This is a genomic window from Cupriavidus sp. 05N38 (assembly GCF_056397345.1).
Genome location: NZ_JBFTNF010000002.1, coordinates 103,807 through 124,802 on the forward strand (window position 1 = coordinate 103,807; position 20,996 = coordinate 124,802).

23 protein-coding genes are annotated in these 20,996 nt (G+C 69.5%); 11 read left to right on the forward strand and 12 right to left on the reverse strand.

Annotated elements, in window-relative coordinates; translation table 11 throughout:
• Nucleotides 1-43: 43 nt before the first annotated feature.
• Nucleotides 44-934, reverse strand: a complete 891-nt coding sequence (locus AC1DK4_RS01415) for a LysR family transcriptional regulator (protein ID WP_441612155.1) — start codon at nt 932-934, stop codon at nt 44-46.
• A 200-nt stretch (nt 935-1,134) separates the two neighbouring features.
• Between AC1DK4_RS01415 and AC1DK4_RS01420 the strand changes: the two genes are divergently transcribed.
• Nucleotides 1,135-2,703, forward strand: coding sequence for an MFS transporter (locus tag AC1DK4_RS01420; RefSeq protein WP_441612153.1), 1,569 nt, complete (start codon nt 1,135-1,137; stop codon nt 2,701-2,703).
• Here AC1DK4_RS01420 and AC1DK4_RS01425 read toward each other — a convergent pair.
• Genes AC1DK4_RS01425 through AC1DK4_RS01450 form a run of 6 tightly spaced genes read right to left on the reverse strand, consistent with a single transcriptional unit; the run spans nt 2,700 to nt 8,330 of the window.
• Nucleotides 2,700-3,686, reverse strand: coding sequence for a tripartite tricarboxylate transporter substrate binding protein (locus AC1DK4_RS01425; protein WP_441612152.1), 987 nt, complete (start codon nt 3,684-3,686; stop codon nt 2,700-2,702). The genes AC1DK4_RS01420 and AC1DK4_RS01425 overlap by 4 nt on opposite strands.
• A 37-nt stretch (nt 3,687-3,723) precedes the next feature.
• Nucleotides 3,724-4,740: a tripartite tricarboxylate transporter substrate binding protein gene (locus AC1DK4_RS01430; RefSeq protein ID WP_441612151.1), complete on the reverse strand. Its 1,017-nt coding sequence runs from the start codon at nt 4,738-4,740 to the stop codon at nt 3,724-3,726.
• Between the two features lie 38 nt (nt 4,741-4,778).
• Nucleotides 4,779-5,402 carry a YbhB/YbcL family Raf kinase inhibitor-like protein gene (locus AC1DK4_RS01435; protein WP_441612150.1) on the reverse strand — a complete coding sequence of 208 codons (624 nt, stop codon included), beginning with the start codon at nt 5,400-5,402 and terminating at the stop codon, nt 4,779-4,781.
• A complete protein-coding gene (gene leuD / locus AC1DK4_RS01440; protein WP_441612279.1) occupies nt 5,399-6,025 on the reverse strand; it encodes a 3-isopropylmalate dehydratase small subunit in 627 nt (208 codons plus the stop codon). Before leuD ends, AC1DK4_RS01435 begins: the two co-directional genes overlap by 4 nt.
• Nucleotides 6,026-6,027: 2 nt before the next feature.
• The gene (gene leuC, locus AC1DK4_RS01445) at nt 6,028-7,428 is read right to left on the reverse strand and encodes a 3-isopropylmalate dehydratase large subunit (RefSeq protein WP_441612149.1); all 1,401 of its coding nucleotides are present in this window, start codon (nt 7,426-7,428) and stop codon (nt 6,028-6,030) included.
• A gap of 2 nt (nt 7,429-7,430) precedes the next feature.
• Entirely contained in the window at nt 7,431-8,330 is a 900-nt protein-coding gene (locus AC1DK4_RS01450) for an isocitrate lyase/PEP mutase family protein (protein WP_441612148.1), read from the reverse strand.
• Nucleotides 8,331-8,495: 165 nt separating this feature from the next.
• Between AC1DK4_RS01450 and AC1DK4_RS01455 the strand changes: the two genes are divergently transcribed.
• A complete protein-coding gene (locus AC1DK4_RS01455; RefSeq protein ID WP_441612147.1) occupies nt 8,496-9,299 on the forward strand; it encodes a GntR family transcriptional regulator in 804 nt (267 codons plus the stop codon).
• 69 nt (nt 9,300-9,368) lie between these two features.
• On the opposite strand, the gene AC1DK4_RS01460 is transcribed toward AC1DK4_RS01455, so the two are convergent.
• Together AC1DK4_RS01460 and purT are read right to left on the reverse strand one after the other, a co-directional pair.
• Complete coding sequence (locus tag AC1DK4_RS01460; protein ID WP_441612146.1) at nt 9,369-10,085, reverse strand: aspartate/glutamate racemase family protein; 717 nt, start codon at nt 10,083-10,085, stop codon at nt 9,369-9,371.
• A 78-nt stretch (nt 10,086-10,163) separates the two neighbouring features.
• A complete protein-coding gene (gene purT / locus AC1DK4_RS01465; protein ID WP_441612145.1) occupies nt 10,164-11,369 on the reverse strand; it encodes a formate-dependent phosphoribosylglycinamide formyltransferase in 1,206 nt (401 codons plus the stop codon).
• 297 nt (nt 11,370-11,666) lie between these two features.
• Here purT and AC1DK4_RS01470 point away from each other — a divergent pair, with 297 nt between their 5' ends.
• The 3 genes from AC1DK4_RS01470 to AC1DK4_RS01480 all read left to right on the forward strand — a co-directional run bounded on the left by AC1DK4_RS01470 (nt 11,667) and on the right by AC1DK4_RS01480 (nt 13,847).
• Nucleotides 11,667-12,461 carry an SDR family NAD(P)-dependent oxidoreductase gene (locus AC1DK4_RS01470; RefSeq protein ID WP_441612144.1) on the forward strand — a complete coding sequence of 265 codons (795 nt, stop codon included), beginning with the start codon at nt 11,667-11,669 and terminating at the stop codon, nt 12,459-12,461.
• 91 nt (nt 12,462-12,552) lie between these two features.
• Nucleotides 12,553-13,074, forward strand: coding sequence for a LysR family transcriptional regulator (locus AC1DK4_RS01475; RefSeq protein WP_441612142.1), 522 nt, complete (start codon nt 12,553-12,555; stop codon nt 13,072-13,074).
• A gap of 221 nt (nt 13,075-13,295) precedes the next feature.
• Nucleotides 13,296-13,847, forward strand: a complete 552-nt coding sequence (locus AC1DK4_RS01480) for an RrF2 family transcriptional regulator (RefSeq protein WP_441612141.1) — start codon at nt 13,296-13,298, stop codon at nt 13,845-13,847.
• A 199-nt stretch (nt 13,848-14,046) separates the two neighbouring features.
• Here the strand turns inward: AC1DK4_RS01480 and AC1DK4_RS01485 are convergent, their stop codons facing one another.
• A complete protein-coding gene (locus AC1DK4_RS01485) occupies nt 14,047-15,252 on the reverse strand; it encodes an NAD(P)/FAD-dependent oxidoreductase (protein WP_441612140.1) in 1,206 nt (401 codons plus the stop codon).
• A gap of 443 nt (nt 15,253-15,695) precedes the next feature.
• Between AC1DK4_RS01485 and AC1DK4_RS01490 the strand changes: the two genes are divergently transcribed.
• Both AC1DK4_RS01490 and AC1DK4_RS01495 read left to right on the forward strand, forming a co-directional pair.
• A complete protein-coding gene (locus AC1DK4_RS01490) occupies nt 15,696-16,145 on the forward strand; it encodes a cupin domain-containing protein (protein ID WP_441612139.1) in 450 nt (149 codons plus the stop codon).
• A gap of 108 nt (nt 16,146-16,253) precedes the next feature.
• A complete protein-coding gene (locus AC1DK4_RS01495) occupies nt 16,254-16,649 on the forward strand; it encodes a copper resistance protein CopQ (protein WP_441612138.1) in 396 nt (131 codons plus the stop codon).
• A gap of 24 nt (nt 16,650-16,673) precedes the next feature.
• Here AC1DK4_RS01495 and AC1DK4_RS01500 read toward each other — a convergent pair whose 3' ends face one another.
• Entirely contained in the window at nt 16,674-16,928 is a 255-nt protein-coding gene (locus tag AC1DK4_RS01500; RefSeq protein WP_441612137.1) for a DUF3175 domain-containing protein, read from the reverse strand.
• Nucleotides 16,929-16,990: 62 nt separating this feature from the next.
• Here AC1DK4_RS01500 and AC1DK4_RS01505 point away from each other — a divergent pair, with 62 nt between their 5' ends.
• On the forward strand, nt 16,991-17,242 hold the full coding sequence (locus tag AC1DK4_RS01505) for a hypothetical protein (protein WP_441612136.1): 252 nt from the start codon (nt 16,991-16,993) through the stop codon (nt 17,240-17,242).
• Between the two features lie 62 nt (nt 17,243-17,304).
• Here the strand turns inward: AC1DK4_RS01505 and AC1DK4_RS01510 are convergent, their stop codons facing one another.
• Nucleotides 17,305-17,778, reverse strand: coding sequence for a YbhB/YbcL family Raf kinase inhibitor-like protein (locus AC1DK4_RS01510; protein WP_441612278.1), 474 nt, complete (start codon nt 17,776-17,778; stop codon nt 17,305-17,307).
• Nucleotides 17,779-18,102: 324 nt separating this feature from the next.
• Here AC1DK4_RS01510 and AC1DK4_RS01515 point away from each other — a divergent pair, with 324 nt between their 5' ends.
• From AC1DK4_RS01515 to AC1DK4_RS01525, 3 genes are all read left to right on the forward strand, one after another.
• Nucleotides 18,103-18,270 carry a hypothetical protein gene (locus AC1DK4_RS01515; protein ID WP_441612135.1) on the forward strand — a complete coding sequence of 56 codons (168 nt, stop codon included), beginning with the start codon at nt 18,103-18,105 and terminating at the stop codon, nt 18,268-18,270.
• A 107-nt stretch (nt 18,271-18,377) separates the two neighbouring features.
• Complete coding sequence (locus AC1DK4_RS01520; RefSeq protein WP_477131376.1) at nt 18,378-19,157, forward strand: SH3 domain-containing protein; 780 nt, start codon at nt 18,378-18,380, stop codon at nt 19,155-19,157.
• Between the two features lie 158 nt (nt 19,158-19,315).
• Complete coding sequence (locus AC1DK4_RS01525) at nt 19,316-20,971, forward strand: AMP-binding protein (protein ID WP_441612133.1); 1,656 nt, start codon at nt 19,316-19,318, stop codon at nt 20,969-20,971.
• Nucleotides 20,972-20,996: the final 25 nt, after the last annotated feature.

Genomic DNA, 20,996 nt, shown 5'->3' on the forward strand with positions numbered 1-20,996 from the left:
GCCGGCGCGCATCGGGCGGTCTGCCGCGCCGCCGAGGCTGCCATCATCGAACGGGTTCCGGGCCGGGCGGCGGCCGCGACACCAGTTCGATATAGCGCCGGATCGCCGCACCCCGTTCGTGCCTGCGCGACATCAGCGAGAGGTAGGAAGTCACCCCGAGCCCGGCGATCTCGCGGTACACCAGGCTGGGCAGGCTGATATGGCCGGCCACCGCGTTCGGCACGATCGCCACCCCTTCGCCCAGCGATACCAGCGTCAGCACCGCGACCAGCCCGCCGGGCTGCGGCCCCAGCCGCGGCGCGAAGCCGCCCTGCTCCGCGGTGGAAAGCGTGCCCGAGACCTGCTCGGGCAGGATAAACGTCTCTTCCTTGAGATGCGCAGGCTGGATCTCGGGCAGGCCACGCAGCCAGGACGCGGCATGCAGCGCCAGGATGAAGCCTTCGGGGGCCAGCGGCAGCGCGTCCACGCCCTCGGGCACGCGCACCGGCGAGCGCACGTAGGCAATATCGAACCGGCCATCCCTGACCTGGTCCGGCAGGCTGTCCATCGGCGCCTCGCGCACCAGCAGGCGTACATCGGGGCAAGCGGCGCGGAAGGCCTCCACCTGCCGCTGCAGCACGCCCGAATACGCCGCCGAGGCCACATAGCCGATATGGATCTCGCCGGTTTCGCCGCGCGCCTCGCGCTGCGCATGCAGTTGCGCTGACTCGAACTGCGCCACCACCGCGCGCGCTTCCACCAGCAGCACCTCGCCGGCCGGCGTCAGCGCCACCGACCGCTGGTTGCGCTCCAGCAGCCGGATCCCTAGCGCGGACTCCATCTCCTGGATCTGCCTGGTCAGGGTGGGCGTGGAAATGCCAAGCCGGGCCGCGGCCCGCGTGAAATGCAGGTCCTGGGCAACGGCGATGAAGTAGCGGAAATGACGCAGTTCCATTGGTTGCCAACCACTCCCAAGGCTTTGTTAGCTAGTAGGCAACAAAATAGCATGGCCAGCGCAACAACGCCGGCCACGGCCAGACGTATGCTGGCGCTCCTCTAGACAGGAAGCAACGACATGCGGTATACGGCGAACCAGCGGCGAAAAGGCCGCCTGCGCGGCACAAGTGGCGCAATTGTTTCATCGGGGGCAATAGCATGAGCGGCGGCACCGGCTCCCGCGCGGCGCTCCTGACGGCGTCCGGCGCCTGCGCCCTGATCGTGCTCGACACCAATATCGTGGCCGTCACGCTGCCGCGCATCGCGGCGGACCTGCATGCCACGTTCTCCGATATCGAATGGGTGGTCAGCGCCTATATGCTGACCTTCGCCGGCGGCCTGCTGCCGGCGGGCAGCCTGGCCGACAAGTTCGGCCGCAAGCGCATGCTGCTGGTGGGACTGGCGGTGTTCATGCTGGCCTCGCTGGGTTGCGGCCTTGCCGCCACCAGCCTGCAGCTGAACCTGGCGCGCGCGGCCAAGGGCGTGGGCGCGGCGCTGCTGCTGACCTCGGCCCTGGCCACCATCGCGCATGCGTTCCACGACGAGCGCGAGCGCGCCCGCGCCTGGGCGTTCTGGGGCGCGTGCATGGGCATGGCCACGCTGGTGGCGCCCGGGCTGGGCGGCATCATCAGCCAGACCATGGGCTGGCGCTGGGTGTTCCTGCTGAACCTGCCGGTGGGCTTGCTGCTGGGCGCCATGGTGATCCGGCATGTGGAGAACTCGCGCGATGCCGGCGCCGCGCGCATCGATGCGAGCGGCGCCCTCACCTTCAGCGGCAGCCTGTTCCTGATGATCTGGGCCCTGATCGAGGCCAACCGCATCGGCTGGGGCGATCCGCACACGCTGCTGCGCGTGGCCGGCGGCGCGGCGCTGTTCGCGCTCTTTATCGTCACGCAGCGCGTGCAGCGCCGGCCGATGCTGGACCTGTCGCTGTTCCGTAACCCGCGCCTGATCGGCGCGCTGCTGGCGATGGCGGCCTACGCCGGCTGCGCGCAGGTGATGATGACGCTGATCCCGCTCTACCTGCAGACCGGGCTGGGCTTCTCGGCCATCGCCTCGGGCGCGGCGATGTTGCCGTTCGCGCTGACCATGCTGGTCTTTCCGCGCATCGGCGTGCGCCTGTCGCACCGGATCGACGCATCCACCATGCTGGTGACCGGCCTGGTGCTGGTCGGCCTGGGCAACCTGCTGAGCGCGTGGGCCGCCACCACCATGAGCTACCTGCCATTCGCGCTGGCAATGGCGGTCACCGGCAGCGGCGCGGGCCTGCTCAACGGCGATACGCAGAAGAACATCATGGCCTGCATCCCGCGCGAACGCTCGGGCATGGCGTCGGGCATCAGCACCACCACCCGCTTCAGCGCCATCGTGCTGTCGTTCGGCCTGCTCGCCGGCCTGCTGGCCTGGCACATGCAAGCGCTGTTCGATGCGGCCTTGCGCGCCCTGGCGCCCGGCGCCTTGCCGCAGGACGCCGCTGCCCGCGTCGTGGCGCGCGTGGCGGCCGGCGACCTCGACGGCGCGCTGGCCGCCTTCGCCCCGCCGCTGCGCGACACGCTGGCGCCGCTCGCGCGCGGCGCGTTCGCGGGCGGCTTTTCGTGGGTGCTGTGCGTGGCCGCGGCGGCGGCGCTGACGAGTGCCGTGCTGGTGCGCCTGCTGATGCGCGACAACACCGTGCGCCAGCCGGCGCGCGAAAAAGTGGCGGCGGAGGTAGCGAGTGATGCCGGCTAGTCGATGCGCATCTGCGCATCGTGCACGATCTTGCCCAGGCGCGCTTTCTCCTGCTGGATAAAGCGCGTGAACTCGACCCGCGTGCCGGCCACGGGCCGGTAGCCATAGGTCTCGAACTGCGCGCGCAGGGCCGCGTCGCCCTGGAACGCGGCCTGCGTGGCCTGCGCGATTCGGTCCAGCACCGGCCCCGGCGTGCCCCGGGGCGCGTAGATGCCGCCCCAATGCTCCATGCGGATGCCGGCAAAGCCCTGCTCCACCGTGGTGGGCACATCGGGCAGCGACGGCGCCCGCTGGTCGTCGGCCACCGCCAGCGCGCGCAGCTTGCCACCGCGCACGAAGCCCATCACGCCCACCGGCGCTTCCGAAGCCAGGTCGATCTGGCCGCCGATCACCGCGTTGAGCGTCTCCGATCCGCTCTTGTAGTGCACCAGCGTGACCGGCACGCCCAGCGCCGCCTGCACCATCTCCGCGACGAAATGCCCGGTGCTGCCCGCGCCCGCGGTGCCGAACGTGATGCCGCCCCTGGCCTTGCCATAGGCCCGCAGGGATTTGAGATCGCTGAACGGCGCGGCGCTGCCCGCCACCATCACCGACGGCGCGGCGTTGGTGCTGACCACGGGCACGAGGTCGCTGTCCGCATAGGGCATCTTCGGGCGCAACAGCGCGTTGGCCACCGCGCCGTTGCCGGCGATCAGCAGCGTGTAGCCGTCCGGCGCGCTCTTGGCGACGAACTCGGTGCCGATGATGCCGCCCGCGCCCGGCTTGTTGTCCACGATCACGCTCTGGCCCAGCTGCGCGCCAAGCGCGCGCGCGATCATGCGGGTGGTGATGTCGCCCGGACCGCCGGCCGCGAACGGCAGCACCAGGCGGATTGGCCTGGCTGGCCACCGTGGCTGCGCAAAGGCGGGCAGGCCCGCCAGCGCGAGCGCCAGGCACGCGGCGGCGCGCGTCATTGCGGCGCGCCGGTCGGTTGAATGCTTCATGTCTTGCTCCTGGTCGTTGCCTTGCCGTGCGGCATGCCTACTCGAACGGGTAGCGCTTGACCAGCGCGCCGAGTCGCTCGCTGTCCTGGCGCACCTGGGTCGCGAACTCGGCGGGCGAGTTGACCACCGGCTCGGCGCCGGCGGCGGCGATGGTCTTCTGCACGTCCGGGTCCTTCACGGCTTCGCGTAGCGCGGCCACCACGCCCTGCGTGACCGCGGCCGGGGTGCCCTTCGGCGCGAACAGGCCGTACCACGTGACCGACTGGAACTGCGGGTAGCCGGCCTCGGCGGTGGTGGGCACTTCCGGCAGCGCGGCCGCGCGCTTTTGCCCCTGGGTGGCCAGGATCCGCAGCGTGCCGGCCTTGTAGTGCGGCAGCGCCGCGGTGATGCCGGTAAACGACAGGTTGACGTTGTTGGCGATCAGGTCCGTGACGATGGGTCCGGTGCCGCGGTAGTTGACGATGATGAGATTGGGCAGGCCGGTTTCTTCCGCCAGTTGCCTGCCGGAGATGCGCGCCACGCTTTCGCCGGTGCCCAGCGAGCACGCCCTGCCCACTGCCTTGCAGTACTGCACGAACTCGGCCATGGTCCTCACCGGCAGCTTGCCGCTCGCCACCACGGCGGCGGGCGACTGCGAGATGGCCGTGACAGGCTCCAGCCGCGCGAGCGGGTCGATGCCTTTCAGGCCCGGCGTGTATTTGGTGACGACGATGGCGGGCACCTGCAGCAGCAGGGTGTAGCCGTCGGGCCTGGCTTCCATCACGCGGCGCGTGCCGATCAGGCCGTCGGCGCCGGGCAGGTTCTCCACCACCACGGGCTGTCCCCACAGCACGCCGAGCTGCTTCGAGACGGCGCGCGCGGTGGCGTCGGTGCCGCCGCCGGCGGCGTAGGGCACCACCAGGGTGACAGGTCGCTCAGGGCGCCAGGCTGCCTGCGCTGCGGCGGCCATCGCCGGTGCCTCGGCGCAGGCCAGCAGCCATGCCGCGCAGGCGAGTGCTGCCGGCGCCGGCCCCGGGCGCCGGCGGCCGGCTTGTTGTTCGGTACTGGGTTGCATGTCGTCTCCTTGTGTTTTTGTCGGGTACATCCGGGCGCTCACGGCAACGCCGCGGCCGGCGCCAGCACGCGGCCGCGCCAGTCGCGCTGGAACACGCCGTCGAGGCGGCCACGCGCGACGGCGTGCCGGCGCAGCCACGCCACCAGCGTGGCGCGCTCCAGCGCCGCGGGCGGCGAAGCCGACAGCGCGTAGAGCTGGAACACGTAGCGGTGCGGGCCGTGCCCGTGCAGGGGACGCGGGCCGTCATAGCCCGCCGCGCCCAGGCCGTTGAGCGCCAGCGTCACGCCTGCCGGCGCCTGCCCGCCGGCGAGCGCGCCTTCGGCCAGGCCGCGCCGCGCGGCCGGTCCCCACGCCAGCGCATGCACCAGCGCGCGGGCCAGCGGCACGTCCGGGTCTTCCACCAGCAGCAGCCAGTGCGTGGCGGCTCCCGGCAGCGGGTTCCAGTCCAGCGCGGGCGAACGGTTGGCGCCGACGCCGGTGCCGGCGCTGCGCAGCGGCATCGCGCCGCCATCGGAAAACGCGGGGCTGCGCAACGCCAGCGTGGCGGGCAGCGCCGCTAGCGATGCATCGTTGCAGGCCAGCGCGGTATCGCCGGCATGGCGCCCGCGCAGCAGCAGGCCGATCCAGCGCACTACCCAGGGGGGCGGCATCCGGCTTGTCATGGCGCGCTCTTGCGTTCCACCGTCCACGCCCATGGCCTGCGCGCGCGGTCCGCCTGCTGCCAGGCGCGGATCAGGTGATCGTCCTTGAGCGTGAGGCCGATATCGTCCAGGCCGTGCAGCAATGCTTCGCGCCGCAGCGGGTCGATCGGAAAGGCGATGACAGTGCCGTCGGGCGCGGTCAGCGTGGCTGTCACCAGGTCCACCCGCAGCGCAGCGCCGCGCGCGCACTGGGCGGCCAGCGCCTGCACCGCCTGCGCCGGCAGGTGGATCGGCAGCATGCCGTTCTGGAAGCAGTTGTTGTAGAAGATGTCGCCGTAGCTCGGCGCGATCACGCAGCGCACGCCCATGGCCATCAGCGCCCACACCGCGCCCTCGCGCGAGGAGCCGCAGCCGAAGTTGGCGCCGGCCAGCAGCACCGGCGCGCTCCGGAACACAGCCCGGTTGAGCACGAAGTCCGGGTCCTCGCTGCCGTCGGCGCGATAGCGCAGCGCCTCCAGCGCGTACGGACCCAGCGCCTCGCGCGACAGGCTGGTCAGGCGCTCGATGCGGATGATCACGTCGGTGTCGACGTTGGCCCGCATCAGGGGCGCGGCGGCGCCCGTTACCACGGTGAAAGGTTGCATTGTCATCGGAGGTTGCGCACATCGGTGATGCAGCCGGTCACCGCAGCCGCGGCGGCCATGGCGGGACTGGCGAGGTGGGTGCGGGCGCCCGGTCCCTGGCGCCCGACGAAGTTGCGGTTGGAGGTCGACACCGAGCGCTGCCCCGGCGGGACCTGCTCGCCGTTGGCGGCCACGCACATGCTGCAGCCCGGCTCGCGCCACGCGAAGCCGGCGTCCTCGAACACGGCGCGCAGGCCTTCGGCCTCCGCCGCGCGCTTGACGTTCTCCGAGCCCGGCACCACCCAGGCGGTCACGCCTGGCGCCACGCGGCGCCCGCGCGCCACGGCGGCGGCGGCGCGCAGGTCGGACAAGCGCGAGTTGGCGCACGAGCCGATGAAGACCCAGTCGACCGGCGTGCCGGCAATCGGCGCGTTGGCTGCCAGGCCCATGTATTCGAGCGCGGCATCGATGGCATCGCGCGCCGGCTGGTCGGCCGCGGTGGCCGGGTCCGGGATCGTGCCGCCGACCGGGATGGCGTGCTCGGGGCTGGTGCCCCAGGTGATGGTGGGCGCCACCTCGCTGGCATCGATCGCTTCCTCGTGGTCGAAGACCGCGCCGTCGTCGCTGACCAGCGTGCGCCAGTAGGCGGCGGCGGCCTCGAAGGCGTCGCCGGCCGGGGCATGGGGGCGGCCGCGCAGCCACTCGATGGTGCGTTCGTCCGGCGCCACCATGCCGAAGCGCGCGCCCAGCTCGACGCTGAGGTTGCACAGCGTCAGGCGCCCTTCCACATCGAGCGCGTCGATGGCCGTGCCGGCGAACTCGATGGCATGGCCCACGCCGGCGGCCGTCCCGAGCCTGGCGATGATATGCAGCGCCAGATCCTTGGCGGTGATGCCCTCGGCCAGCACGCCGTCGCAGCGGATGCGCATGCGGCGCGGCTTCTGCTGGCGCAGCGTCTGCGTGGCGAGCGCATGCGTGCTCTGCGACGAGCCCACGCCGAACGCCATCGCACCCAGGCCGCCGTTGGTGCAAGTGTGGCTGTCGCCGCAGATCACGGTCAGGCCCGGCAGCACGATGCCCAGCTCGGGGCCCATCACGTGGACGATGCCCTGCCCCGGCTGGCCGAGATCGAACATCGTCACGCCGGCCGCGGCCGACTGATCGCGCAGCGCGGTCCACAAGCGTCCGCCCAGGGGGAAGGTATGGCCGTCGCGCCCCGGCTGGCTGGATACCGCGTGGTCCGGCGTGGAAAACACCAGCGCCGGATCGTGCAGCGGCAAGCCGCGCGCGGCCACCTCGCCCAGCGCGGGCGGGCCGGACAGGTCGTGCAGCAGGTGGCGGTCGATATGCAGCAGGGCCCAGCCGTCCCCCAGTTCGCGCACGACATGCGCATCCCAGAGCTTGTCGAACAGAGTGCGGGCCATGGTCAGGCTGCCCTGGCGCCGGCCGGCGCGTCGGGGCTGGTGGCGCGCGCGCCGGCGTTGAAGCGCTGGCGCAGGCCGTCCCATTCGTCGGCGCCGAAGCGGCGGAAGGTCTGGCCCACGCTGGCCGATACGGCCGGCGCGGTGAAGCTCGACTTGAGTTCGGCCAGCGCGGCGTCCCCGGCCTCGATGGCCGCCTTGAGCATCAGGCCGGGCAGTATCGCCAGCTTGTAGCCCATCGCCTCGGCCTCGCGCAGGTCGAAGATCGGCGTGCGGCCGCCGGGCACCACATTGAGCAGGCAGGGGCCGCGCACCAGCCTTGGTACCGCGGCCACTTCCTCGAGGGTCTGCGCGGCCTCGACGAAGGCCATGTCGGCGCCGGCCTCGAGCGCGGCGTTGGCCCGCCACACGGCTTCGTCCAGGCCCAGCACGGCGCGCGCATCGGTACGCGCGATGACGACGAAGTCAGGCGTGCGGCGCGCTTGCACCGCGGCCCGGATCTTGGAGACGAACGCCTCGCGCGACACCACTTCCTTGCCGTCGAGGTGGCCGCAGCGCTTGGGCGCGACCTGGTCTTCGATATGGATTGCCGCCACGCCGCGCGCCTCGTACTCGCGCACGGTCCGGGTGACGTTCAGTTCATTGCCGTAGCCGGTGTCGGCGTCCGCGATCAGCGGGATGCCCGTGGCGCGCGCCATCACCGCGGCATTCTCGACCATCTCGCTCATGGTCAGCAGGCCAAAATCGGGAAAGCCGCGCGCGGCCGAGGTGCCGGCGCCGGTCATGTAGCAGGCGGCAAAGCCGGCCTGCTCGATCAGGCGTGCGCCGATGGCGTCATAGGCGCCCGGGGCGATGATCATGCCGGGCGCCTGGAGGCGCTGGCGGAGGGTGGCTGCGGGAGTCATCGGGTGGATCCTGTTCTGCCGTTCGGTGGGTGACGGATCAGCGGCTGCTGTCCGGTTCGTGTTTATGTGTTTATATTCTAGATACAACTACTCGGGTGCGTCAAGGAGGGGAAAAACCCGCAAGGTCCTTGTGCTATGCTCCCCACGCCACCCATCCGCCATCCCATGTCGCGCACCACCTCTACCGCCTCGCCGCTGGGCCATGCGCCCGGCACCTCGCTGCATCGCCAGTTGTTCATCGTGTTGCGTGACGAAATCACGCGCGGCGTCTATGCGCAGACCGGCGCGCTGCCGAAGGAAGAAGCGCTGTGCGAGCGCTTCGGGGTATCGCGCATCACCGTGCGGCGCGCGCTGGCGGACCTGGCCGCGCTGGGTATCGTCGAACGCCGGCACGGCCTGGGCACCTTCGTGCGTCCCGATGCGCCGGTGGGGCGCAGCAGCCCCAGCCTCAGCGTGATCGACGGCCTGCGCAAGGCCGCGCTGGAAACCGATGTGGAAGTGCTCGGCGTGAGCACCGCCGTGCCGCCGCCGGATATTGCCGGCCTGCTGCAACTCCAGCCGGGCGAGAGCGCCGTGCACGCGCTGCGCCTGCGCAGCATGGCGGGCACGCCGGTCATGCTGACCGATGCCTGGGTGCCCGCCACGCTGGGCAAGCGCGTGACGGCCGCGGCGCTGCGCAAGCACGCGCTCTACGAGATCCTGCAGGCCCAGGGCGTGAAGTTCGGCCGCGTGGTGCAGGAGATCACGGCGCAGGCGGCCGATCCCGCCTTCGCCGGCTGGCTGCGTACCGAGGTGGGAGCGCCGCTGCTAAAGCTGGTGCGGCTGATGCATGATCCCGAGTCGCGGCCGGTCCTGTACATCACGGTGCAGATGTCGCCTGAGCGAAGCCGGATCCTGATGGATATTTCGGCGGACCAGGTCAACACGCTCAGCGCCGGCCGCTTTGTTCACGACGCGCCCGGGCAATAGCGCCCCGGCGTCTTGGCGCCTTGGCGGCGCCAAGGAATCAAGGAATCAAGGACTCAGGAACGCAAGGGTTCAGGGTCCAGGGCTTGCAGGCTGCGGGCAACCCACCGCCCGCCGCAGCGCCGCCCTTGCGAGCAAGCGTGTCGAGTCCAGCGTGGGCAGCGGCGAGTTGGCGTCGTTGACGATCAGCGGGATCTCGGTGCAGCCGAGCACGACCGCGTCGCATCCCTTCGCCTTCATGTTTGCGATCACCCGCAGGAAGCAAGCGAGCGCTTGCGGCGTGACGACGCCGTTCACCAGTTCATCCATGATGATGCGGCCGATCTCGTCGCGCTCGGCGTCATCGGGCAGCATATGGCGCATGCCGCGCGCGGCGAGCTTCCCGGGGTAGACCTCGCTGTCCATGAGCCACGCGGTGCCGGTGATGCCCAGACAGGAAAAGCCGCGCTCGGCCGCGCTGGCGGCGACCACCTCGGCGATATGCAGCCAGGGCAGCGGCGAGCGCGGCGCCACGTACGCCATGGCCTGGTGGATGGTGTTGTCGGGGCAGATCAGGAAGTCGGCGCCCATGCCGGCGAGCTTGCTGGCGGAGGTGAGCATCAACTCACCCACGGCCTCCCAGTCGCCGCGCCCGAGGTGTCCGACGTATTCGGCCAGCGATGGCGTGTGCATCGAGATCTCGGGATGCGCGTGCGGCCCGAGCAGGGCCGCGCCCTCCATGCAGATAGTGCGGTAGCACAGCGCGGCGCCTTCGGCCGAGCAGGCGACGATTCCGATATGGCCAGGCATGGGGATCGGCTCCGTGGGAAGGTGCGGCATATCCTGTGCGCGGCGCGCCCGCGCGCGGTGCGTCGCGCGTGCGGCCCGTCAGCCGGCGATGCGGGGCTTGACGCGGCTGGCCGCGTCCTTGGCGCGGGCACGGGCGGTCTCCACGTCGGCGTCGTAGGCCAGCGCCACGCCCATGCGGCGCTTGGCGAAGCTTTCCGGCTTGCCGAACAGGCGCAGCTCGGTCTGCGGCACGCGCAGCGCCTCGTCCACGCCATCGAAGACCACGCCGGCGGCGTCCACGCCGCCATAGATCACGGCGCTGGCGCCGGGGCTCTTGAGCGCGGTGCTGACCGGCAAGCCGAGGATGGCGCGCGCGTGCAGTTCGAACTCGTTCTGCCACTGGGTGATCATGGTGACCATGCCGGTGTCGTGCGGGCGCGGGCTGACCTCGCTGAACCAGACCTGCTCGCCCTTGACGAACAGCTCCACGCCGAACAGGCCCTGCCCGCCGAGGTTGGCGGTGACGGCCTGCGCGATCTGCTGGGCGGTCTCCAGCGCGGCCGGGTGCATGGGATGCGGCTGCCAGCTCTCCACATAGTCGCCGCTCACCTGCACATGGCCGATGGGCTCGCAGAACTGCGTCTGGACCTCGCCGCCGGCGCCGACGGCGCGCACCGTCAGCAGCGTGATCTCGTAGTCGAAATCGATGAAGCCTTCCACGATCACGCGGCCGTGGCTGACGCGGCCGCCGGCCATGGCGTAGTCCCATGCCGCCTTGACGCCTTCAGGGCCGTCGATCTTGCTCTGGCCCTTGCCGGAGCTGCTCATCACGGGCTTGACCACGCACGGGTAGCCGATGCCGCCGTCGATGGCGGCCTGCAGCTCTTCCAGCGAGTCGCAGAACTTGTAGGGGCTGGTCGGTACGCCAAGGGTTTCCGCGGCCAGGCGGCGGATGCCTTCGCGGTCCATGGTCAGGCGCGCGGCGCGGGCGGTGGGAATCACGCGCACCGCGCCGCCGGCCTCCAGCGCCTCGAGCATCGGCGTGGCGATGGCTTCGATCTCCGGCACCACCAGGTCAGGCTTCTCGGCTTCGATCAGCGCCTTGAGCTGCTCCGGATCGCTCATCGCGATGGTGCGGGCGTGGTGGGCCACCTGCTGCCCGGGGGCGTTGTCGTAGCGGTCCACCGCAATGGTCTCGACGCCGAGCCGTTGCAGCGCGATCAGGACTTCCTTGCCGAGTTCGCCGGAGCCCAGCAACATGACTTTGGTCGCGTTGGGCGAGAGAGGGGTGCCGAGAGTGGTCATGTGAGAGCGTCGAAAGCGAGTCAAAAGCGGAATTGTACGTCGGCGTGGGCCGGCGCCCGCCGATCTGCGGATGCGCTTGCGGACTTCCTGCTGCCAGGATGGCTCGCCGCACCCGGACGGGTTCGCCGGACCGAGCGGCGTGACGTAGCCCCGGCCCCGCATGCACGCCGCATGGCCAGCCATCGTTCAACGCAGCCGAAAGGTGCTTTGTCCGGCGCTGCCTTGGAGGAAGGGCATGTGGCAAATACACTGTGTCAGACGGCTTCCAACCCGGACGCCACCAGACCAGGAGTTTCCATGAAGATCGACCTTTCGGGCAAGATCGCCCTTGTTTCTGGCTCGACCGCCGGCATCGGCTTCGCCGCGGCCAAGGGGCTCGCCGAGGCGGGTGCCCGCGTCATTATCAATGGCCGCAGCGAGGCCGGCGTCGACAAGGCGCTGGTAGCCTTGCGCGGCGCGGTGGCCGGCGCGGACGTCACCGGCTTCGCGGGCGACCTCGCGGACGCGGACGTGTGCGCACGGCTGGTGGCGCAACAGCCGCACGTCGATGTGCTGGTCAACAACCTGGGCATCTTCCAGTTGCAGGACTTCTTCGAAACGCCGGACAGCGAATGGACGCGTTTCTTTGAAGTCAACGTATTGTCCGGCGTGCGGCTGTCGCGCGCCTACGCGCCTTCCATGGTCGCGCACAAATGGGGACGGATCGTGTTCATCTCGTCGGAATCGGGCCTGAACATCCCCGCCGACATGATCCACTACGGTTTCTCCAAGACCGCGCAACTGGCCGTCTCGCGTGGCCTGGCCAAGCGGCTGGCCGGCACCGGCGTGACGGTCAACGCCGTGCTCCCGGGCCCGACCCTGTCCGAAGGCGTCGCGCAGATGCTCAAGGACGAGGTGCAGAAGACCGGCCATTCGCCCGAGCAGGTCGCCGCGGATTTCGTCAAGGCGCACCGCTCGACGTCGATCATCCAGCGCGCGGCGACCGTGGAAGAAGTCGCCAACATGATCGTCTATGTCTGCTCGCCGCAGGCTTCCGCCACCACCGGCGCCGCGCTGCGCGTCGATGGCGGCGTGGTGGACACCATCGCCTGACAAGTATCGACGAGGGGCCCGGTGCGCTTGCGCCGGGGATGCCTGCCGGGAATCCGCTACCATCATGGACTCGGATTCCGGCGAAGAAACCATGGACAGACTGGACGCGCTGCGCCTGCTGGTGGACGTAGCGGAGGCTGGCAGCTTCTCGGCTGCGGCACGCAAGCGCACGCTCGCCACGTCCACCGTGACGCTGGCGGTGCAGCAACTCGAGGATGAGCTCGGCGCCAGCCTGATCACCCGCTCCACCCGCCGCCTGGCCTTCACCCACGAAGGCGAGCGCTTCCTCGCGCATGCCCGCCGCCTGCTGGCGGACTGGGATGCCTCGGTCAGCGCCATGCATGAAGATGGCCCGTTGCGCGGGCCTATCCGCCTGACCGCCACCAATGATTTCGGCCGCGCGCACGTCGTTCCCCTGCTGGACCGCTTCCTCGAACTGCACCCTGCGGTCAGCATCACCCTGCTGTTCGACGACAGCGTGGTCGACCTGATCGACACCGCGAACTCGCGTCCGGCGAACTGGAAAGCGCGCTCGACGAGTTTATCGCCGAGCGCGTGGATCTCTATGCCGTGTATCCCGGCACCGCGCCGAGCCGGCGCGTGGCGGCCCTGATCGACTTCCTGGCCGCCGGGCTGGCGGGCTAGAGGCCCGTCGCATCCGGCCAGGGCGGATCCCCGTCCCGGCGCGTTGCGCAAACGGACTCGATGTGTTTCGCCCGGCGGAGCGCGCCGCACATCGCTGTGCTCGGGCAGGCCCCTTGTCGCCTGCGGTCTTGCCCTTTGCCCCGATTCCGTATAGGCTTAAACTACGATTCAATTCATCTTAGTTAAGCCATGTCATTCATCAGCACAGGGGTCGAGTACGGGCTGCATTGCATGCTCTTTCTTGCCGATACCCCCGCCGGCGTGAAGGAAGCCAGCGTGCGCGACCTCGCCGAGTTGCAGGGCGTGCCGGTCGAGTACCTGGCCAAGCTCTTCACCAAGCTGGCCAAGGCCGAGCTGGTGGTCGCCACGGAAGGCATACGGGGCGGCTTCGCGCTGGCCCGGCCCGCGTCCAGGATCACGGTCCAGGACGTCGTGGAAGCCATCGACGGCGACAAGCCGCTGTTCGACTGCCGCGAGATCCGCTCCCGCTGCGCCCTGTTCGACCCCGATGCGCCGCCTGCGTGGGCGACCCGCGGGGTCTGCTCCATTCACGCGGTCATGCAGTCCGCGGAAAAAACCATGCGGCAGGAGCTGGCCAGGCACACGCTCGCGGATCTTGCCGACAAGACGCTGGCCAAGGCATCGGCCGGCTTCGGCCCGCATGTGGTGCAGTGGTTGACCGACCGCTCGGTCAACCGGCGGGGGGACCGCGCGGAAGCGGCCCCCAAGGCAAGGAAGTAAGACCCGCTTGGTGCGGCGCCGGCAAGGGCCGGCCCGCACACCCCGCTGCCGCTACGCGGCGAAAGCGCCATGAACACGAAAGCCGGCCAGTCCACGCAAATGGACCGGCCGGCTTTTCTACTTGCTTCGCCCGCGGCGGCGCGAAGGCTCTGCGCACCGCCGCGGGCGAACACCCAACCCGCTACACAAGCACCCGCGCTCAGGCAACCACGATGCGCAGGGGATCCGCCGCCTCGAACACGTCGGCGCGGTTGGCGCTGGGCGGGTAGATCCATTCGGTGTTGATCCTGGTCTTGAGTTGCTTGGCGTCGGCGCCGGCCATCTTCACCTCGCGCTCCCATCCTTCGGTATAGACCGCCCCCCACGGGCCCAGGTCCAGGCAGGTCACGTACTTCGGCTGGCTGTAGGGAATCGGCTCGACACCGAGCAGGTCGGCGGTCACGTTGTGACCTGCCGAGCGTCCGAGGTTCATGGCGTGCTGGCACGACATGGCGGCGTAGTTGCCCTCGTCATCGGTGGCGGCGTAGGCCACGTCGCCGGTGGCGAAGATGTTCTTCACACCCTTGACCTGCAGGTTGCGGTCCACGTGCAGGCGACCGAAGTTGTCGCGCTGCGCGGGGATCTGCTCGGTCAGCGAGCTGGCACGCACGCCGGCCGTCCAGATCACGGTGCTGGCGTCGATGCGCTCGCCGTCGGCCGTGGTCAGGCCGGTGGCATCGACCGACGCCACCGCGGAGCCGAGCTTCCACTTCACGCCGAGCGCTTCCAGCGCTTGCGAGATGACGGGTCGCGGGCCGGCGCCGAGTTCGGCGGCGACTTCGGTATTGCGGTCGACCACGATCACGTTCACGTCGGCGCTTGCGCCCAGCGCGGCACGCAGGCGCGCCGGCATTTCCGCCGCGGTCTCGATGCCGGTGAAGCCGCCGCCGGCCACCACGATGGTGTTGCGCGCCGGCGTGTCAGGTTGTTCGCCGAGGGCCTTGATATGGGCTTCGAGCTCCGCCGCTTCATCGACCTGGTCCACGCTGAACGCATGCTCCTTCAGGCCGGGGATGCCCGGGCGGAACAGGCGGCTGCCGGTGGCCAGCACCAGGCGATCGTAGGCCAGGACCGACTTCGCCTGATCCGCGCCGACGACTTCGACTTCGTTGCGATCGTGGTGGACGCGTTCCACCGTGCCCTGGATGAAGCTCACGCCAACCGAGTTGAAGATATCCATCAGCGGGGCTTTCATCTGGCCGGGGGCTTCCTCATACAGGCGCGGGCGGACGTGCAGTTCCGGCGCCGGCGCGATCAGCGCGACTTCGACGTCCGTCCGCTTCTGCTGGTCGAGCAGACGCGCCGCGCTCAGTGCGGCCCACATGCCGGCGAAGCCGGCGCCAATTACCAGGATACGTTTGCTCATATGCATCTCCATTGATGTTTGCAAGTGTCACTGCGCCGGACCTGCAGCCGCGCCTCGCGCATGCCCGATCCGCCTTGGAAGGGTGTTGGGGATGGGCCGCACCGGTTTCGCGCCTGCGTCCGTAGCCTTCCCTCGTCCGGGCAGCCGGTGCGCCGGCCGCCCTTCGGACTCTGGCCCGGAACACTGCTTTGCCGCGGGCCCTTCCATAACTCCGATTCTAATTGTCGTAGTTTAAAGATTCAAGAATTTTTTTGCACCCCGCATGAAGGTGGCGCGTCCTGCTCGCGATCCCGGTGATCCGGTGGGCCCACGCGCCGACAGCACGCAAGAAAATCGCCTTGCGCGGTCCGCAGAAACGGACTACGCTCCATAACTACGATACCTCGAGTCGTAGTTATGGAGCAGCCGAACCCGCTTCAAGGCTGCAGCAAGGAGCCGAGACCATGAAATTCCAACCCGTGACGCTGGCGAATGTGCTGGCAATAGTGCTGGCCGGCTACGGCCTGGGCGGGACGCCCGCGCCCGCGGCCGCCGCGCCGGAGGTCGCCGCGCCGCGCGAGACCATCGCCCCGGCGTTCCGCTATCCGATCGCCAACGTGCAGGGCAAGACCATCACGACCATCGTGGTGGACTACCCGCCGGGCGGCAAGACGCCCGGCCACCGCCACGGCGGTGCCTTCGTGGTGGGCTATGTGCTGCAAGGCGCCATCCGCAGCAAGATCGACGACGGCAAGGAGCACGTCTTCCACGCCGGCGAGAGCTGGACGGAAACACCGGGCGTGGACCACCGCATGAGCGAGAACGCCAGCGACACCGAGCCGGCGAAGATGCTTGCCATCTTCATTGCCGACACCAAGGAAACGGACCTCGTGAAGTTCGGCAAGAAGAAGTAGGGAAGCGGAAGCGAAGGCAGCGGACTTTGAAACGGAACCCGGACCTCTCCGGGGCCCGCAACCCCGCCGGCAAGGCGGATCTATAGCAGCAAGGAGAGTATCTTCATCATGAACAAGCATCTCATTTTCAAGGACCTGCTGATCGCGGGCAGTCTCGTGGCCGCCTGTCTATCGGGCGCGGCACAAGCCACCGGCCCGCGCGAAAGCACGCATCCCGGGGACAGGTACGGCTACAACCTGCATCGGCCGGCCTCGGATGCCTTTACCGACAGGATGCACGACGGCAAGGCCGCACCTGCCGCGGACCCGGCACGCATCGTCGCCGGCCAGGACCAGAGCGGCGTGTCGGCGGCGCCGGCGCGCACCATGAGCCCGGCCGCCGAAGGCGCCGCCGGCCATCCGGGAACGAGGGGTGCCGAAGGCGGCCGCCTGCTTGCCGGGCGCGATCTTGCCTGGCCCTCTTCGCAACCCGAACATGCGCGGGTCCGGCCCGCCGGCGCATGACACCATGCCGGAAGCGCCCGCCCTTCAGGCCGGACGACCGCATGGCTCGCGCAACTTGCGGCTGGCTTGATTGAGCGTGGCGCGGCGTGCCATCGGCAACTGGCGGGCTGCGCGATCGATGCAGAAGCCGGGCATCGACATCGCCGGCTGCAACGGCACATCCGCCACGTCGTCGGCAGCCCGCGAACACCCTGGCACACCATGTCTGCCGCGAGCCACCACCTTGCCGCGGCGCTGCCGCCTGCGGCGCACAGTGCGGCCGATTTCCCGATGGCACATTCCATGCGTCTTGCCTGTGAGCGCACCTCTGCCGCTCGCAATCAAACCGTCTGGAGACTGTCATGCAAACCCTGTTGATCCGAGACCTGTCCCGTGCCGATGGCATGGACCGCCACGCCATGGCCGCCACGCGTGGCGGCATCGCCTATCTCAACCGCGACCTCGACCCCGGCTTTTCCCCGCCATCGGCGTCCTGTGGCTTTCCATGGCTGCCGCCGCAGATGCGCGACTTGCTCAAGTCGATGCCACTGCCAGTGACCCTGCCCGGCATGGGTCATGCGGAATCGCCGCCGCCCAAGGTCGTCCCGCTGTGATGCGCAACCGGCGCCGGCACCTGGTGTCACGGTGCCGGCGCCATATCCCGCTGACGGCGCACTCAGCGCCCGTACCTGCCGACCACGCTCTGTGCGCCGAGCGCGTGCCCCTTGAGCGCAGAGAACAATTCGTCCCGGCTCAGTCCCTGCGGTAGCGCGCCAGGCGCGAGGTCGCTGGCGACCACGCTCAGCACATAGTGATGCGGCACGTCGCCGACCGTCGGACAGGGGCCCCGGTAGGCCATGTCGCCAGTCACGTTCTTGCCCACCGTGATGCCATCCCCGCTGCTCCTCCCTTCGCCCTGCTTGAGCTGCCCGCGCTCGGCCGCGATGTTGTACGCGACCCAGTGCGAGACGCTGAGCCCGTTTGCGCCATCGGGGTCGAACAACAGCACCGCGACCGATTTCGCGCCGGCGGGAAGATTGGACCAGGAGACCTGCGGTGTCACCCCCTTGCCGCCGCAATTCTGCGTGTCATTGGCATGCAGCGAGGGTATGGAGGTGCCTTCCGCATACGAGGAAGAAGACACCTGCATTCCCGCCGCGCGAGCATTGCCGAGCCCGCAGGCGAGGCCAATCGCGATCAGTGCGCCGGCGGCCGGCGCGTGCCATCTGCATTTGAATTCCATTCGTGTCCCCTGCCGATCAGATAAGTGAAATGCATGGATCCGCGCGAACGGGAATGCGCGTGATTTCGTGCGGCGCGCGCGAGGAATGTGCGCGTATACCCTCTGGCCGTCCCGATTGCAGCGCGGAGGTTACAGGCATACCATGAACTCGAACGTGCTCAAGGCAGCTCTGCGTACGGACGGTGTCATTAGATATAACGTTAAAGATATAACGGCTAAGGGAGACATCAAATGCAAGATTATCAAAGCCTTGTCTTCGTGTGCGCTATTGTCCTGGTGTGCCTCTATGTCCTGCTCGGCACGCTCGCGCAATCCCGCGCCATCAAATTCGGCGCCCCCGCCATCGTCTCGGCCCTGATGGTCGCGTTCTCGGTCTCGCCATGGCACACCATGGGGTGAACGGGGCAAGCCGTTAGCACGGCCCCGATTCGCTGTCCGCTGCACTGCAGCGGCATGATCCATGCCGCGGTCTTCGCCTGCGCCCGGCTTCGAGCAGGAGACACACAATGCACCGCAGCATAGTGCAATGCGCCCTGGCGGTATTCGCCACCGCGGCGGCCTTGCCCGGCGCGGTCCATGCGCAACCCGGGCGGGCATTCACGGCCGGCCCCGTCAACCTGCTGGCCGGACCGGGACAGGAATACCCGGTGGTTGCCCAACTCGCGGGCGGCACGCCACTCTCGGTCATGGGCTGCATCGCCCAGTACACCTGGTGCGACGTGGCCTTGCCCAACCTGCGTGGCTGGGTCTATGCGGGCATGCTCAGCTACCCCTACCAGGGCAGCCAGGTACCGGTGCTCAACTACGGCACCATGATCGGCTTGCCCATCGTCAGCTTCACCATCGGTTCGTATTGGGGTAACTACTATCGCAATCGTCCCTGGTATCACGACCAGGGACGCTGGGCGCCGCGCCCGTCACCGTACGGACATGGCCCCGGCTATGCGCCGCCGCATGCGCGCCCGCCCGGCGGTCCTCCGCACGGAGAGCGTCCGCCGGGCTACGGCGGCGGGCATGGTGGCGGCGGAGGTGGTCACGGCGGCGGTAGCGGCGGTGGTCACGGTGGTGGTCACGGTGGTGGCCACGGCGGCGGTAACGGAGGCGGTAACGGAGGCGGTGGCGGTCACGGCGGTGGCAACGGAGGTGGTGGCGGCCACGGTGGCGGCGGTGGCGGCGGTGGCGGCGGTGGCGGCGGTGGCGGCGGTGGCGGCGGTGGCGGCGGTGGCGGCGGTGGCGGCGGTGGCCACGGCAACGGCCACGGCAACGGTCACGGCGGCAGCCACTAGTCTCGTCCGACGGCGGCGCGGCAAACGCGCACTGGCAAACGGGTTCAGTCAGCGTGCGCGGCGAGGCCATTGCCGCGCACGCGGGCCTGGCCCAGAATTTCGCCAGACGCGGTCCGCACGCACGCCCGCCAATCACGAGAGACACCAAGGAGACCACCATGCGCGATTACGCCGAGGCCATCGCAGGCTTTTCCTATGAGGCATCGCTGGCGGAGCGCCTGAGCGGCACGCCGGACGCCCTCAACGCCTGCGTCGAATGTTGCGACCGCCATGCGCTGCCCGGACGCATCGCGCTGTTCTGGGAAGGCCGCGACGGTAGCAGCGAAACCTACACCTTCGCCCAGTTGCAAAAGCTCTCGGCGCAGTTCGCCGGGTTCCTCAAGGCGCAGGGCATCGGCCCCGGAGACCGGGTCGCGGGGCTGCTGCCGCGCACGCCGGAGCTGCTGGCCACCATCCTCGGCACGTGGCGCGCAGGCGCGGTCTACCAGCCGCTGTTTACCGCCTTCGGGCCAAAAGCCATCGAGCACCGCCTGCAGGCATCGGGAGCGCGCCTGGTCGTCACCGACGGCGCCAACCGCGGCAAGCTCGACGACGTGCAGGGCTGCCCCGCGGTGCTCACCGTGGCCGGCGCCAAGGGCCGCGGCCTGGTGCGCGGGGACTTCAGCTTCTGGGCCGAGCTGGACCGCCAGCCGGCGGACTTCGCGCCGGTCATGCGCAAGGGCAGCGACCCTTTCCTGATGATGTTCACCTCCGGCACCACCGGCCCCGCCAAGCCCTTGCTGGTGCCGCTCAAGGCCGTGGCCGCATTCGCCGGCTATATGCGCGACGCGGTGGACCTGCGCCCCGATGACGCGTTCTGGAACCTGGCCGATCCCGGCTGGGCATACGGCCTGTACTACGCGGTCACCGGCCCGCTGGCCCTGGGCCATCCGACCACCTTCTACGACGGCCCGTTCAGCATCGAAAGCACCTGCCGCGTCATCAACAAATACGGCATCACCAACCTCGCCGGCTCGCCCACCGCATACCGGCTGCTGATCGCCGCCGGGCAGGCGGTGTCCGGTCCGTTGCGCGGCAAGCTGCGCGCGGTCAGCAGCGCCGGCGAGCCGCTCAACCCCGAGGTCATCCGCTGGTTCGCCGACCAGCTCGGCGTCACCATCCACGACCACTACGGCCAGACCGAGCTTGGCATGGTGCTATGCAATCACCACGCCTTGCGTCATCCGGTCCACCTGGGCGCGGCCGGCTTCGCCAGCCCCGGCCATCGCGTGGTCGTGCTCGACGACGAAGCGCGCGAACTGCCGGCGGGCCAGCCAGGCACGCTGGCGCTGGACCTGGCGCAGTCGCCGATGTGCTGGTTCGGCGGCTATCACGAAACGCACACCAGCGCCTTCGTCGGCAAGTACTACCTGACCGGCGACACGGCGGAGCTGAACGAGGACAACAGCATCAGCTTCATCGGCCGCAACGACGATGTCATCACCACCTCGGGCTACCGCGTCGGCCCCTTCGACGTGGAGAGCGCGCTGATCGAGCACCCGGCCGTGATCGAGACCGCGGTGATCGGCAAACCCGATCCGGAACGCACGGAGCTGATCAAGGCCTTCGTCGTGCTGGACCCGCAATACCGCGCGGGACCCGAACTGGCCGAGCAACTGCGCCTGCATGTGCGCAACCGCCTGGCGGCCCACGCCTATCCGCGCGAGATCGAGTTCGTAGCCGAACTGCCCAAGACGCCGAGCGGCAAGGTCCAGCGCTTCATCCTGCGCAACCAGGAAGTGGCCAAGCTGCGCGAAGCCGGAACGCACGCCTAGCAGCGCACCGGCCCGCGCCGTCCAT